This window comes from Paenibacillus polysaccharolyticus (assembly GCF_900102085.1).
Taxonomy (GTDB): domain Bacteria; phylum Bacillota; class Bacilli; order Paenibacillales; family Paenibacillaceae; genus Paenibacillus; species Paenibacillus polysaccharolyticus.
This window is the reverse complement of the sequence record NZ_FMVM01000005.1, coordinates 264,882-279,114: the sequence shown is the minus strand read 5'-3', so window position 1 is coordinate 279,114 and position 14,233 is coordinate 264,882. Positions and strand designations below refer to the sequence as shown.

General features: G+C 47.0%; 15 protein-coding genes. 14 read left to right on the top strand and 1 reads right to left on the bottom strand.

What is annotated here, in order from left to right:
* Positions 1 to 272 precede the first annotated feature (272 nt).
* The 8 genes from BLQ13_RS09220 (at position 273) to BLQ13_RS09185 (ending at position 8,607) form a co-directional block, all read left to right on the top strand.
* The gene (locus BLQ13_RS09220; RefSeq protein WP_090918475.1) at positions 273 to 755 is read left to right on the top strand and encodes an ArpU family phage packaging/lysis transcriptional regulator; all 483 of its coding nucleotides are present in this window, start codon (positions 273 to 275) and stop codon (positions 753 to 755) included.
* A gap of 95 nt (positions 756 to 850) precedes the next feature.
* Positions 851 to 2,524 carry a GAF domain-containing sensor histidine kinase gene (locus tag BLQ13_RS09215; protein WP_090918363.1) on the top strand — a complete coding sequence of 558 codons (1,674 nt, stop codon included), beginning with the start codon at positions 851 to 853 and terminating at the stop codon, positions 2,522 to 2,524.
* 19 nt (positions 2,525 to 2,543) lie between these two features.
* The gene (locus tag BLQ13_RS29085; protein WP_090918361.1) at positions 2,544 to 3,371 is read left to right on the top strand and encodes a response regulator; all 828 of its coding nucleotides are present in this window, start codon (positions 2,544 to 2,546) and stop codon (positions 3,369 to 3,371) included.
* Positions 3,372 to 3,582: 211 nt separating this feature from the next.
* The gene (locus tag BLQ13_RS09205; protein WP_090918359.1) at positions 3,583 to 4,152 is read left to right on the top strand and encodes an NADPH-dependent FMN reductase; all 570 of its coding nucleotides are present in this window, start codon (positions 3,583 to 3,585) and stop codon (positions 4,150 to 4,152) included.
* A gap of 81 nt (positions 4,153 to 4,233) precedes the next feature.
* Positions 4,234 to 4,692 carry a VOC family protein gene (locus tag BLQ13_RS09200; RefSeq protein WP_090918357.1) on the top strand — a complete coding sequence of 153 codons (459 nt, stop codon included), beginning with the start codon at positions 4,234 to 4,236 and terminating at the stop codon, positions 4,690 to 4,692.
* A complete protein-coding gene (locus tag BLQ13_RS09195; RefSeq protein ID WP_090918355.1) occupies positions 4,689 to 5,399 on the top strand; it encodes a VOC family protein in 711 nt (236 codons plus the stop codon). The genes BLQ13_RS09200 and BLQ13_RS09195 overlap by 4 nt, the downstream gene beginning before the upstream one ends.
* Positions 5,400 to 5,543: 144 nt before the next feature.
* A complete protein-coding gene (locus BLQ13_RS09190) occupies positions 5,544 to 6,494 on the top strand; it encodes a hypothetical protein (protein WP_244159259.1) in 951 nt (316 codons plus the stop codon).
* 409 nt (positions 6,495 to 6,903) lie between these two features.
* Positions 6,904 to 8,607: a DUF4127 family protein gene (locus BLQ13_RS09185; protein ID WP_090918352.1), complete on the top strand. Its 1,704-nt coding sequence runs from the start codon at positions 6,904 to 6,906 to the stop codon at positions 8,605 to 8,607.
* 95 nt (positions 8,608 to 8,702) lie between these two features.
* Here the strand turns inward: BLQ13_RS09185 and BLQ13_RS09180 are convergent, their stop codons facing one another.
* Complete coding sequence (locus BLQ13_RS09180; RefSeq protein ID WP_090918349.1) at positions 8,703 to 9,179, bottom strand: hypothetical protein; 477 nt, start codon at positions 9,177 to 9,179, stop codon at positions 8,703 to 8,705.
* A gap of 406 nt (positions 9,180 to 9,585) precedes the next feature.
* On the opposite strand from BLQ13_RS09180, the gene BLQ13_RS09175 reads away from it, so the two are divergent.
* The 6 genes from BLQ13_RS09175 to BLQ13_RS28475 form a co-directional block, all read left to right on the top strand.
* Entirely contained in the window at positions 9,586 to 10,494 is a 909-nt protein-coding gene (locus tag BLQ13_RS09175; protein WP_139168870.1) for a hypothetical protein, read from the top strand.
* A 183-nt stretch (positions 10,495 to 10,677) separates the two neighbouring features.
* A complete protein-coding gene (locus BLQ13_RS09170; protein ID WP_090918345.1) occupies positions 10,678 to 10,878 on the top strand; it encodes a YqzN/YkzM domain-containing protein in 201 nt (66 codons plus the stop codon).
* Entirely contained in the window at positions 10,878 to 12,341 is a 1,464-nt protein-coding gene (locus BLQ13_RS09165) for a phage tail sheath subtilisin-like domain-containing protein (protein ID WP_090918342.1), read from the top strand. Before BLQ13_RS09170 ends, BLQ13_RS09165 begins: the two co-directional genes overlap by 1 nt.
* 199 nt (positions 12,342 to 12,540) lie before the next feature.
* The gene (locus BLQ13_RS09160; RefSeq protein WP_090918340.1) at positions 12,541 to 12,948 is read left to right on the top strand and encodes a phage tail tube protein; all 408 of its coding nucleotides are present in this window, start codon (positions 12,541 to 12,543) and stop codon (positions 12,946 to 12,948) included.
* Between the two features lie 154 nt (positions 12,949 to 13,102).
* Positions 13,103 to 13,537, top strand: a complete 435-nt coding sequence (locus tag BLQ13_RS09155) for a phage tail assembly chaperone (protein ID WP_090918338.1) — start codon at positions 13,103 to 13,105, stop codon at positions 13,535 to 13,537.
* Between the two features lie 178 nt (positions 13,538 to 13,715).
* Positions 13,716 to 14,233, top strand: a 518-nt coding sequence (locus BLQ13_RS28475; RefSeq protein ID WP_167375690.1) for a hypothetical protein, incomplete at its 3' end; no start/stop codon positions are given.

Below are 14,233 nucleotides of genomic sequence, written 5' to 3'. Positions count from 1 at the left end.
AAGGTTTACTCTTTTCTCCAGAAAGTGGTATCCTCTAATAGAAATACGAACAAAGTACGAACATAATGTAAACAGGGAGTCGTTTCCAAAAGGCAACGGAAGAAAAAAATAAAAAACGTTATGTTTTGAAAAATCGGAACAATTCTATGTGGGAGACAGTCCTCGCTAGAAGATGGGGATGAGCAGAAAGATCAGTATGAGTCGTCAAAATGGAATGAAATATAGAGTGAATTAACATTAGGAGGAGAATGACTATGGCAACGATGACAAATATGGAATTGATATTACCGGAATTGGATCGTCGGAAAACGCAGGCAGCTGTCGAGGCTGTATTGGAGAAGTATCGGATTTATAAAACGATTGCTTTTGAAGAACGTGAGGTGCAGGTGACTGCAAGTTATACGGAACGTTTTCATGGAGCTACCAATGTCACAGGAGATTCTACCGCGAAAACAGCAATCTTTAATGTGGATGTCCAGCGTGCGCGTCAGGCTTACTGCGATACCATTGATCATATCGTATCTCGGCTCAGTGAGAAAGAACGGGTATTGGTAAACGAGCGCTATATGAAGGACGATGATGTCTTTGACTATAAAATATACAACCATGTTTTTGATCCGCCTGTGAGCAAGGATACCTATACCAAGATTCGTACCCGTGCTTTTTACAAATTGGCGCTGGCTTTGTCTGACCGTGGGCTGATGAATATGGAACCTCTGTCATGCACAAGAAAAGAACGGAAGAAGCTTGGCTGAGCATTAGTCAAAAAGTTGAAGCTTTCATATCCCCGAAGGATTGGTTACAATGGTTTGGACAAAATCACAGACGGAGCATCTGAGGAGGAGTGCGAATGCCGGAAGAGGCTGGAATGCAGGAAATGGTGACACTGAAAACCATTGCGGAAACGTTAAACACCTCCAATGACCTTAGTCTGATGCTGGATACGGTGGTTGGCAAATTACTTGAGCTAACCGGACTCACGGCGGGATGGCTTTTTCTCATCGATGAACGCGGAGAGTATGCCTGTGTATCAGACTATAACCTGCCGCCAGCTTTAATTCGAAACGATAAAGAGCCCATGAGAACGGGAACGTGCTGGTGTATCAATCGTTTCAGGGATGGAAGGCTGCAGCATGCGGTTAATATCATTAACTGCAAACGTCTTGAAGATGCTGTGGAGTTTAAGTGGGGAGACACACAGGATATTACACACCACGCTACAGTCCCACTGCGCTCGGGTGAACGAATGTTGGGACTGCTCAATGTGGCAGCGCCAGGTAAAGAGGTTTTCAGCGATAGCGAACTCGCGCTTTTGCAGGCGGTAGCCTATCAGATTGGCAGTGCAATGGAGCGAATGCGATTGTATCGTGCGGAGCAACGACGGGCAGAACTTTATGCCCGGCTCGGAGATTTCGGTACAGCATTAAGTCTTGCGATCAATGAGTGTACCGAGTCGAATGCATTGCCTGACACCGTAGTAAGGTTACTTGGCAAGCATTTTGATTGGCCGTTCGCTGCTCTTGTACAACAAACGAATAGCACATTTCATATACATGCAATGTATGCTCATGGTGAGGTATGGACGGACACGCCAGATCCCCTTTCCTTGGAAGGGACACGCCTTATGGATCGGATCGTGGATCACTATCGTGCAGCCATCCTATCCGCAGATGAACTTGCTGAAATATTCGGCCAATTCAGGCTTGAATTTCAATGGGGTGAATTTGCATCAGGAGTTGGTGTACCTCTTCCATATCATGCACCAGAGGAACCGGGAGTGCTGATCGTTGGTACTGAATCACGATCCCTTGATCTGATCCGGGCAGACAAGGAAGTCCTTGAGGCTCTGGCAGAACATATCATTGCTTCACGTGAGAGCTTGAAGCTGGCAGATCATCGGCGCGAACTGGCGAGGCTTGAAGAGCGGAATCGGCTTGCTCGGGATTTGCATGATTCGGTGAATCAGATTTTATTCTCCCTATCGCTGACGGCGAAAGGTGCAGAGAGTATGCTCTCCGGTTCGGAACCGGTGCATCCGGCAGCAGAAGTGATGAGAGATATACGAGCTTTGTCCCAGGAAGCGCTCAAGGAGATGCGAGCGTTGATTATGCAACTTCGTCCATCAGGTTTGGAGGCCGGATTGGTAAGCGCGCTTCAGGAGTACGGTGCAAAACAGGGGCTTCAAGTTATCGCTGATCGTAAGGGGATGCGCTCCATACCACGTTTTATTGAAGAAGGTTTGTGGCGTATTGGTCAGGAGGCGCTGAACAATATTCGGAAGCACGCAGGGGTATCCTCGGCATGCATACAGCTTGAATTCAGTGAACGTGAAGCGAAGCTCACGATCTCCGATCGGGGGAAGGGCGGTGCCAAGCGACGGATGCCATCATCGGAAAGTTCACTCGGATTGTCGATTATGAGAGAGCGTGCGCAATCACTCGGAGGCAAGCTCAATATATGGAGTTCTTCGCGTAAAGGAACAACCGTGACGGCAGTTATACCACTTCCGTATGAATCGGAATAGAGTCAGGAGGCAGGCAAAGATGCCGATTAGAATATTACTTGCCGACGATCATGTCATGGTCAGACGGGGACTACATGTTTTTCTGAAAACGCAGGAGGATATGAAGGTTATCGGTGAAGCATCGAATGGGCAAGAAGCCTTGGAGCAAGCGCAGGACCTGGAGCCGGATGTTATTCTGATGGATCTTCATATGCCTGTCATGGACGGTATTGAAACAGCCAGGCGTTTGCGTAATCTGCTGCCACATACACGGATCATCGTGCTAACTTCGTTCTCGGATCAGGATCATGTCGTTCCTGCCGTTCGTGCAGGCGTAAAGGGCTATCTGCTCAAAGATATCGAGCCTGAGGATTTAGCCGTTGCGATCCGTAATGTGCATTCCGGTCAGGTCGAATTACATCCGGCGGCTGCAAGTCAATTGATGCACGTCATGGCGTCGATGGATATGCTGTCAGAAGCAAGTCGAGTGGAGGGCAGCTCTCAAGAGGAAACGCTTTTCCAAGGTTCGAACCAGACTGTACACCAAACGAGTGGACCAAGTGAACGGAGTAATCCGAGTAAGTTAGATGAACCAGGTTATTCAAGTCGTTCAAATCATTCAAGTCATTCATGGAACTCTAATCCATCGAGTCCTCCGTCCGATGAAGGTCTAAATGCACTCACTCGCCGTGAACGCGAAGTGCTGGGGCTGATCGCTCAAGGGCTGAGCAATAAAGAGATTGCGGTTCGGCTTGTGATTACCGAGAAAACAGTCAAAACACATGTCAGTCATCTACTGGATAAACTGGGGCTTGCAGACCGTACTCAGGCAGCGCTTCATGCTGTTCGGAATGGCTGGGAACTGTAATGAGTTGCAGGCTATCATTGTAGTCGCCAAATTCAGACAAAATTCAGACTAAAGTCGTATGAACTCAACCGAAAGGTTGAGTTTTTTTGTGCTGAAGTTAAGTCCATTAGCTGACGAATGCTGCCCTGCATCAAGGTAAAATAAGGATAACCAAAGTCGAGAAGCAAGAGCATGGATGACGATAATAACAGCGATCAGGAGAGTGATTGTAATGAATATTGTGATATTGGCAGGCAGCAACCGAAGAAATGCAACGAGCACACGTCTGGGTGAATATGCCGTAGAGATCATTCAAGGACAAGGACACGAAGCGAGCTTGTTTAATCTGTATGAAAAACCACTGCCATTCTATGCTCCGGATGAAAAGCAAGAGACTGACGAGAACCTGGCAGCATTGAATACCTTGATGCTTGCGGCGGATGCCATCATTCTTTCTACACCGGAGTACCACGGTAGCATAAGCGGTGTGCTTAAAAATGCGCTGGATCATCTAAGTCAGGCTCATTTCAGCGGCAAACCCGTTCTGTCGATCAGCTCCGCGGGAGGAGCGGTTGGGGTAAGCTCACTTACCCAAATGCAAACCATGGTACGTAATCTGCACGGAATTAATGCTCCAGAATGGATTTCCATTGGTGGTGCGCAGCGCAGACGATTTGAAGCGACGTTTGACGGATATGAGGAATACGAAGGAAGTCAGGATATTGAGGAACGGGTGCAGCGTGTACTGGGCTCTTTTCTGAATCTGGCTCAGACGTTAACGGCGGCAAGAAGCGCACTGTAGAGTAATCCAGGCTGACAATTAGGGCATCATTTCAATTAATAAAATTCATCATTTTAACGAAATAGAAGGAGGGAATACATCATGATTAAAGGTTTATATGAAACCCATCTGAATGTTACAGACCTTCAAAGATCACATCATTTCTACGAGAAGGTACTTGGATTACCTCTTGCTAGTGAAAACCCGGAACGCGGATACTTATTTTACTGGATTGGCGGCGAGCACCATGCCATGCTAGGGTTGTGGGAGAAAGATCCCGCGCAGGTGCAACGTCAGCACTTTGCTTTTCAAGTATCCCTGGAAGATATGAAACATGCCGTTGAATACCTTGAAAACAAGGGCATCGCCACCCGTAATTTTCTGGATGATGACATTGGAGAGCCATATGTTTTTGGCTGGATGCCAGCGGTTTCTGTTTACTTTGCCGATCCGGATGGTCACTCGTTAGAATTCATTGCTGTGCTGCCGGACGAAGCGAAGCCAGAGCTTGGTTTGGTGCCGTGGAGTGAATGGGAGAAAATGCATGGGAGAAGCATATGATCATAGAGGAAGTACTGTTTTATAGCGTAAAGCTGGAGGAACTGCATCATTTCTATGGAGTTACGCTGGGCATGAGGGTATCCGAGATTAATCCTGTGGAGGAAGCCTTCACTTTGCAGGCTGGAAGTACCAAAATGATATTCAAACATTGGAACACTGCATCCCAAGTAGAGGGAAAGGGCCGAGCGCCGTTCTATCATTTTGCCTGGATGATCCCGACGAATCAGTTTCAGGAAGCCAAGCAGTGGGCGGCGTCACGGGTGAGGCTAAGTACAGATGGAGAGCGGGATGAAACTCACTCTAACAATTGGGACTCGCACTCACTATATTTTGAAGACCCGGCCGGAAATATCGTAGAGCTGATTGCTCATCATAAGGAAAATAACGAGCAAGAGCGCGCATTTTCGGTGGCAGATATTTTGAAGGTGTGTGAGATCGGGCTGGTTTCGGAGGATGTGCCAGCCACAGTGCACGAACTGGAGAAAGTAGGATTATCCCGCTGGGGCGAAGGAAGTGATACGTTTTCTCCTGTAGGTGATCGAAACGGTTTGTTTATTGTGGTGAGGAAGGAACGAGTATGGTTTTTCTCTAATCAAAAGGCACAGATTTTCCCGTTAGAAGCTACGATCCATCAAGTGGGCAAGCTTCAATTTGAGGGAGACGGCAGCGACTCTCCAGGATATTCCGCCACTGGAGTGTCCGTATAAAATATCTTTAGATCAGATATAGCGCAAAAGGGGAATAAGTATCTGAACTCCATCATGTTATAGAAGTAAACGCTTTATTTTATTGAGATCAGGAGTAGTCCGGCTTGTAGCGAGGCTTCCATAACTTGAAGGGGGATGGCACACTTGGATCGACGTTTGTTGGAAGAGGGACTAGCGACAATTGCCTCCAGTCGGGAACGCACCGGTGATCTATGGCATGCCCATTATGGGGCAGGGGCAATTGCGGCTTACTTTTGGGTGAGGGAAAATCGTCTCACGGCCCTTGCCGCTGGCAGTGTTACCGCGGAAGCGAAAGCGATGCTTCGCCAGCATGGGACACATATCAGCCATACGGCTTCACCAAGTGAACGCATGCCGTTAGAAGAAGCCGAAGCGCGTATCGCAGACGCGCTGGAGCACACGATTGGCGAGTTGCACTGGGTAGGACACCAAGTGATCTATGGAGCGATTAGTCTCAAAGCCATTCGTGAACTGGAAGGATGGGGCACCGTAGAAGAGATTGAGCAGATTGCTCAATTAATTGAGTCATTTGAACGCACGATTCCAGGCAGATCCTGGGTGAATACAACGGTGAAAGAGATTCGCCATATGCAGCTGAACGAGAATGACAATTTTCCTGAGATACTGCATCCGATTCAGTTGTCTCAGTTCATTCTGGAGGAACTTGGTGCGTTTCGTACGATTTATCAAGCGGAAGCCCATCATGATCTGATTGGACATATGCTTACCTACGGTCATGCGCTGAACATGCTTTATGAGCTGGGATATCAGGCCCTGTTTTATAAAGGCATTCCACCTTTTCTCAAAATGGTCAAGGCCTTGCGCCTGAGCCGTGATATCGATCTGACGCCGGAGGCAGCCACGCTGCAATCCCCTGTGGACATGTTACCATTAGAACAAGCTGAGCGGTCACGTGCTCTTCCGCATGAATTGGAGTACTGGTTGACGGATCGGCGCTGCCGTGACTGGTATGGCGGGCATATTTTCAAATTTCCGTTCAGCTTCTATCACCATGCCAAACATGAGGAACCTATACCTGAAATTTGGGAGAACTTCCGTTATATTATTGCGTAGGAAGTATAACGAACAAATCACATTCTATACAATCTATATGTATCGAGTAAACCTTAGAAAGATCCATTACTCAAAATTAACGTTCATTAAATCAAGCACTTGTCCAAGCGGCAGGTGCTTTTTCGTCATTCCCATTTTCTCGCAGAAAACCAACGAGAAATCGGCGTAATTCATCCGAAACACCGTCAGCGTGAGGGGGAAAAGAAGGTAAGATGATATTATCGGATCAGAAGCAAGGGGAGCAACGTGTAGCGTACAGTGTACAAAGTCTATACGACGTGCAAGAAACAGAAAAGTAGATCCCGTACGAAAGTCAGGCCAGCAAATGCTGGTTTTTTTTCATTTCGGTGATTGCGCCCTTGCCCTGATCGGGTATTGAAGAATATCAAAAAACAGGAGGCTACATGATATGAAAACAGTATTGTATGTACCACTCGATGATCGTCCGGCGAATCTGGATGACGTAATTGTACAAGGTAAAGCAGCCGGTCTTCACATCGTTACACCCAACCTGAAAGATATCAAGAACCGTTTGGATACGAAGAAGACGACCGACGGCACAATGCTGCTGGGCACTTCGACGCCCATTTACGGGAATCCGTCCAACATCTATGATTTCATTGTCAAACATGCAGCGAAGGCAGACGGTTTCATCATTTCAACGGATATGCTCGCTTACGGTGGATTGATCGGCAGCCGTCAGCTTCGCGAAAACGGCGGCGGAACGTATCCGTCATATGACGAGCATACGACTCATTTGCTGGACGTCATTCGAATCATTAAAACGAAGTACCCGCGCAAACCGTTGTTTGTGATGGATACGATTATGCGACTGGCAACGACTTCGTTTGCAGATGGATTGGCACTGGATGCGTATAATGAATCTCGCTCTCTGATGCAACAACCACGCCAAACCTTCACGGAATTTGAAGATATTATTCAAGGATATAACGTTTCTCCAGATGGAGTAGAATACGGGGAAACCACATATTTCGATAAACCGAAATACTATAATACAAGACAGCACAAGTTCAAAACCAACCGTTACATTCTGGATCAACTGGCTCGTACAGGATATATTGATTTCCTTGCCGTTGGGGTGGATGATGCGAATACCCAAGGGGTTCAGATCAACGAGATCAAGTATGTCGAAGCGCGGATTAACGAATGGCTTGGCGGTACGGATGGACAGAACCCGGATCGTGCGATTATTTTGCCGGATGCCGATGGATTGGGACATGCTTTGGTCGCACGGATGGCGAATCAGCTGTTCAGAGGTGGGGCTAAAACAAAATATGGTGTGAAGTATTACGGGCCACACGGTTCGACGATCATCAATACCTATGAATATATGGATGTACACCAAAACGTGGTCCACCACGTCGATATCGTCGGCGGTGTTATGATTGAGGATGGGGCAGATTCCGCAGTGGATATGGAGATCATCGCCATTACAGCACTTGATCAGGTGCAGGAGGCGGTGGAGCGTTTGGCAACGAATGGGGAGCAGGGGGTGCCTTCGATCCTGATTGATTTTGTGGGCAAAGGGCCTGCGAACGTCGATGTGGCTGAAGCGTTGCTCAATAGTCCATATACCGGACGTGTACTGGGATACAGTGCCTGGAATACACCGGGAAACAAAATTGGTCTTGCGGTTGGCATGGCACAATCGAGATTTGCGCTGATCACTACGGAAAAGCATGAACATAAGTTGCGGGATGCGATGAATGCACACGGCTCACTATTGTTCAAACGTTTCCTGAAGGACTACAGCTACAAAGCGGTAGCCATTGCCGATGTTCGCACCTATTCGCGTGCGCATGCCCTGTATACCAATGTGGCAACACTGGCGGATCAGAATATGGTGCTGTTTAACTCGGAAGAGGACTACGCTCATCTGCAAAGCTTGTTACGCGATCTCATGCAGACCTATACTGCTGAATTGGCAAGCAAACCGGCTTTCGGACAAGGCAACCCGGCCATCCGTCAAATATGTGACGGAGAACTGACGTACGCTACGTATAACGGTGCACTTCTGGAATACAATAACCCTGATTTCATCTGGGGACGTGCGTTCGAAATTACACTGAGCCCGCAGGTGAGGATGAATTAAAATCATGTTTTAGAATGACAGGAGAAATGGGCTGTAGTTTAAGTTGAGAACGAATAAAGCGAGCTATTCATGAACGGTAGCTCGCTTTCCTATTCTCAATTCCAAGCAACTATGATGACGAACATCATAGCTACGACAAAAGAAAGTATGAGAAATGATTTATTATTGTGACGCTTATGTGCGATCCATAACCCATAAGAAGACATGAGAGATGAGATAAAGAAAAATAGGTAGAACAACATTCCTTCTGGAGAAAATAGAAAAGCACTGCTTGTAAAGTTCCAAAATCCAGGAAGAATAGGGATAGAATATACGGGGACAATGGCTGCAAGTGTGAATAACAGCGTTTGTGTCCAAAGAAAGTACTTATTCATCAATTTCAATAGAAGAATGGATAAGAGAAATAATAGCAAGGTTACTGTGAAAAAAGAGGGGGCTGTCCACATGAGAAGTTGTCCCCAACCACTCATTTTTTCATCATAAAGTAGAAATAAACTCAAAGTATAAGCAACTACACCTGCCAAATAACTTGAGATGAACACCCAGATGTAAAATAGATCAGATTTCTTCATTTAATCGCCTCCATTCTAATAGAACACGATCACTTTATTAAGGGTATGTTTTTATCATGTAAATGTCTATCTTTATGAGAAAAAAATCACATAAGAAGTGTCGTCTTTTTACCTCCCAAGCTCCGCCCTTATTCGCGCACAAGTCAACCCAGTCACCATCCGCGGTAGGGGAAAAAGGCTGTAAGATAGTATTATCGGATCAATTGCCGAGGGACACACCGAAAGCACATACGCTAATGTACAGACCAGCCAATACGGCTGGTCTTTTTGATGCGGTGAGATTGTCCCTGCATTTTGATCCGGTTTCTACATGGAGTATGGAAAAAGGGGGAGTCCCGAACTGCCACATGGTTGCTGTAACATGCGGGCAGTATTCACTTTTACGGCGGAAGGGGGCGAAATGAATGTGTCTATTAGCACACGTATTAAAAAGACGTTAAAGCAGAAGCTTGCGGCTCTTATACCTGCTTGGGAAGGCCGCGTGCAGGATATTCCCGCTTCGGGTGAAGTGTTGTCAGGTCCATGCGCAGTTGTTGCTTTTGCCGAAGAAGTACCGAAGTCAGCTTGGGCAGGATACAGGCGAATCATCAAGATTTCACCGTATGCCCGATCGGAAGACGGGGGTGCAGAGCTGGTGGAGGTCTGGTCAGCATCGTTAATCGCGGGCTTGCATCAGGTGCGGCTGGAGGATGAGGAAGGTGGAGCTTTTACTTGCCTCTATCTGGGTTCTACGGACAGCGATCGTGCAGATGTTGCCTCAGGTTTGATCACACGTAGTTTGCGCTTTGGAGTGTACGTTCCTGAACCGCAAGGTGCCACCGGGAATAGCCCTGTCATGGGTGATCCTTGGCTTGTTGCACTGCAGCTTTGGACAGCGAACATGCTAGGATCGAACTGGTCTGTGTATGCCAATAGTTGGCCAGGTGGGTATAGGATGCCGTCTGTACTGTGGCGATTAAACGGGAACAGTACCGCCGTGGCGGGAACATCGGCGCTTGAAGTACGCAAACAGTGGATCGGGCATGTTCTTACCGATGATACAATTCTGACGGATCAGGCGGCAAGTCATCTGGTCCAGCAATTGGCACTTCAATCGCGGATTCCAATGACTACATTGGATAGTGAGGAAGCTGGAGCTAACGCGATCGGCGAGAGTCATACACGTTATGTGACAGTAGATGAGGTAACAGCGGATTTGCAAGCCGATGCGTATCTGAATGGACAGATTCGTCTAACGTTAACACAGCGAATCCGTCGTCCGGTTACAAGTGCACCTCTTATGCGTGAGATCCACCATAACAAAGGAATCGAGTAAAAGTAAGCCCCAGAGAAGCTATCACTAAGGGATAGTTTCAGATCGTTTTATACCTTAGCTTATGTAGACTCATAGCTTTAGTAAGACTGCTTCTTCGTAGAAATTTTATAGATTACAGGATCAAAAATTCATAGGTGAGACGAGATCATTTGAATTTTGTTAAACCAACGAGGTGAGAGATACATGGCAAGCTTTTTGAAAAAAAAGTTACCGGTTCTCCCGCAGTATACGCGGGCTGAACTGATGAATCATTCGGAAGCCCTCTTTGCCGTGAAGGCAGAGGTGCTGGCTGGTGCGCTGCACGAAGCGGCGCACCAGACGTTTTCCATTGAAGAAGCACAGGCAAGAATCAACCAATTTTTGAAAGCGAAGGTGAATGAATAATGGCAGGTGGAACTTGGGAACAAACAAATCGTCCGGTCCTTCCGGGATTGTATATGAATTTTCAGGCGGCGGCGTCTTCGGCTATTCAGGCGGGCAGTCGTGGAACGGTCGTTGTGCCGGTCAAGGCTAACTGGGGTCCGGTGGACACGTTTGTGGAAGTAAACAGTGAAACGGCAATTGAACGTACATTTGCGGCAAATGCACTGGATAACGGCACAGCCTATGCGTCTTTGAAACTGGCTTTGCTTGGCGGACCGAAGAAACTGCTCGCTTATCGGGTGGCAAGTTCGGTAGCGAAAGCAGCTACGCTGACGTTGAAAGACGGTGGTGGTGCGGATGTGCTCCAACTCGATGCAAAGTATCCAGGCGACCGTGCGAATGGCTTCTATGTAACGATTCAGCCAGGTGTGATCGACAATACGAAGTTTGAAGTGCGTTTGTTTGAAGGCAACCGCATGTTGTATGCGCTCTTGACTGCAGATGTTACTGCTGTAACTCTTGCCAAAGAGATCAATGCCGATGAGCAAAACCTGTGGATCACGGCTCAGGCGATTGGAGAAGGGACTGGGGAGGTTGCGAACGTATCGGGAGCGGCTTTCAAAGGCGGCGTAAGCGGCAATGATGCACTGACGAATGCAGAGTACATTGCTTTGCAGGGCGCGCTGGAAGGCGAACAGTTTGATGTGCTTGCCCTGGATCATGCGGCGGATGCAGCGTTGCTTGCGAGCTTTGCGGCTTGGGTCAAACGGGTTCGCAGTGAAGGCAAGCCAGTCATGGCTGTATTCGGTGGCTCCACAGCAGATGATACGTCCGCTTCGGCAGCTCAGAAGGCTGCAACGCGCTCCCTTACGCTGAACCATGAAGGTGTGATTAATGTGGGCACGGGCGTGCGTCTGGGCGATGCTTTCTATAGCTCCGCACAGACCTCGGCTTATGTTGCAGGTCTTATCGCTGGACAACGTCTGAACGAATCCACGACATATGCGGCAACACCTTTCGATGATGTTACACGCCGCTGGACACGCGCCGAACAGGAGCAGGCTGTAAAGAATGGCGTATTTATTTTCTTCCACGATGGACGCCGGGTTAAAGCTCTCCGTGGCGTGAATACTCTGGTTACCCCCGCTGCTGGACAAAATAATGCGTGGAAAAAAATCCGGTCGATCCGGGTCATGGATGCGATTAATACAGATTTGCAGCGCTCCGCAGAAGATACGTATATCGGTAAAGTGAACAATACCGAAGAAGGTCGTCAGGCACTGATTGGTGCGATGAAGGCTTATTTGGCGTTGCTCGCACAGAGCAATGTTATCGAGGCCGAAGGGTATGATGTTGTTCTCGACCCGGCATATTACGGTGATGCACCCGTGCTGAAACCGGAGGCAGATCAGGTATTCCTGCAATGGAATGTGAAGCTGACAGATGTGATGGAGCAACTGTTTGGTACGTTTTACGTGCAATAAGGTAAAAGGCTTGAAAGCAGGCTAACAGGCTAGTAGGTAGTTTTGTGAAAAAAGTAGAAGGACATGTTGAGTGGTTGGTTTATACAAATAACGGAGAGGCCAGCGAAATTCTAGGGATACAGTGATTCGGAGGATTTCTGACGGCATCGTTATGATGTGTGAACAATAACCACTCAACCATAATAAGGAGGAAATATACATGTTGGATGCGTCAAGAGTAATTCTCGGTACCCACGGTCAATTGCATATGGATGGTGTGTGGCAGACCAATATTAACAAGCTGGAAGCCAGCGTAGAGATTGAGAAACGTGAGCTGAATCTGGTCGGCAACGAGTGGAAAGTTCACAAAAACGGTGCTAAAAAAGGTACAGGTACGATGACAGGTTACAAGGTTACGTCCGATATGATCAAGCGCGGCTTCACCAAATTTCAGATTATCTCCAAGCTGGACGATCCCGAGTCGTACGGACATGAAAGTGTGCTGTTGAAAAATTGCATGGTAGATAAAATTCAGCTGGCTAACTGGACGGCGGGCGAGGAAGTGCCGGAAGAAACAGGCTTTACCTTTGAAGGGTTCGAATTGCTGAATCCGATTGTAGCGAACTGATTTTTATGAAACGTTACTGGATTTGTTCACAATAGGCAAGGGCACTGAAGCAGACCGGGAACCTCTCGGTCTTTTTGGTGTCTTAAGATGATTATAAAAAACACGGAAGCACATCGAATTCAGAGAATACATGAGAAAAAGGAGATTTTAACCGATGAGTATGAATGAAAATTTGTCCGAAGAGCAGATTTTGGATCAGTTGTTTGAGGCGGCAGAACGTCTGCCTGAAGAAAATGTGCGTATCCAGCGTCTGGATCTGCTACTCACCTTGCGTGGATTGACTTCTTCCAAAGTGGATCAGATTCGCGAACGCTGTACGATTCGCAAAACGACAAAGGGGCGCACCGAAGAAAAGGTGGATACCGAAACGTTTAATGCCCTGCTGATCTCCGAGGCTACGGTGAAAATGAGTGTACGCGGACTGGAACTGTCCGGCTGGGGAGACAACCGCATCACAGGACGTATGAAGTTGTCAGGTGGAGAGCAGGCGGTGCGCCGTATGTTGCTGGCTGGTGAACTGGATGCGGTTGGTGACAAAGTGCTCGAACTATCCGGCTTCGGCGTGGAGATTGAAGACCTAAAAAACTGATTCACTCCGGCGGGATGACCACGTTCTTGTATCACATGTGGGTGCGTCATCATCTCCGTCCCGGAGAGTTCTGGTCTTTGCCACGGGGGGAGCGCTCGCTTTTGCTTGCGTTCTCGGAAGTGGAGTTGGAAAACAATTCTGATATTTATTAGAAATTCGTTTAGAAGGGGGGATATATTTGATAAGCAAGTTAATGGAGAAAGCTCTGAAGTCATTCAATGATAAAAAGAAGGATATTATTTTTAACAATACAAAGAAAAAACAATCGTTTAATTCTCCTGCTATAAAAATGATTGAGAATATTGTTACAAAAAATAAGTATCTTCAATTAAATAGAACTAACAATAGACAAAGTAATTTACTGAAACGTAATAAAAATCTCAATAATTATGTGCAACAAATAGGTTCGTTGGTTGTAAGTGCTGCAAATCAAAAGTCTTACCATAAAGGCTCTTTTTCTACTAAGAATACGTGGGAAAAAGAAGAAGAAAAAAGTATATTAGAAAAATTGAATGAATTAGGTAAGGATTCAATATCAAGTTTTAATAGTTTCAACTCTCGGTTAGCAGCTGGATACAACACAGTCAAAAATGGGACTACATCATGGTTCTCCAATACTTACGAGTATTCCAAGAATGGTTTGAGTTCGGGTTTAAAGAAAGCTGGAGATATGTACAATGCAGCCAAAAATGGGAC

Coding starts and splice junctions, on each gene's coding strand:
- BLQ13_RS09220 (WP_090918475.1), top strand. CDS start 273: ATGGAATTGATATTACCGGAATTGGATCGTCGGAAAACGCAGGCAGCT.
- BLQ13_RS09215 (WP_090918363.1), top strand. CDS start 851: ATGCCGGAAGAGGCTGGAATGCAGGAAATGGTGACACTGAAAACCATT.
- BLQ13_RS29085 (WP_090918361.1), top strand. CDS start 2,544: ATGCCGATTAGAATATTACTTGCCGACGATCATGTCATGGTCAGACGG.
- BLQ13_RS09205 (WP_090918359.1), top strand. CDS start 3,583: ATGAATATTGTGATATTGGCAGGCAGCAACCGAAGAAATGCAACGAGC.
- BLQ13_RS09200 (WP_090918357.1), top strand. CDS start 4,234: ATGATTAAAGGTTTATATGAAACCCATCTGAATGTTACAGACCTTCAA.
- BLQ13_RS09195 (WP_090918355.1), top strand. CDS start 4,689: ATGATCATAGAGGAAGTACTGTTTTATAGCGTAAAGCTGGAGGAACTG.
- BLQ13_RS09185 (WP_090918352.1), top strand. CDS start 6,904: ATGAAAACAGTATTGTATGTACCACTCGATGATCGTCCGGCGAATCTG.
- BLQ13_RS09180 (WP_090918349.1), bottom strand. CDS start 9,179: ATGAAGAAATCTGATCTATTTTACATCTGGGTGTTCATCTCAAGTTAT.
- BLQ13_RS09170 (WP_090918345.1), top strand. CDS start 10,678: ATGGCAAGCTTTTTGAAAAAAAAGTTACCGGTTCTCCCGCAGTATACG.
- BLQ13_RS09165 (WP_090918342.1), top strand. CDS start 10,878: ATGGCAGGTGGAACTTGGGAACAAACAAATCGTCCGGTCCTTCCGGGA.
- BLQ13_RS09160 (WP_090918340.1), top strand. CDS start 12,541: ATGTTGGATGCGTCAAGAGTAATTCTCGGTACCCACGGTCAATTGCAT.
- BLQ13_RS09155 (WP_090918338.1), top strand. CDS start 13,103: ATGAGTATGAATGAAAATTTGTCCGAAGAGCAGATTTTGGATCAGTTG.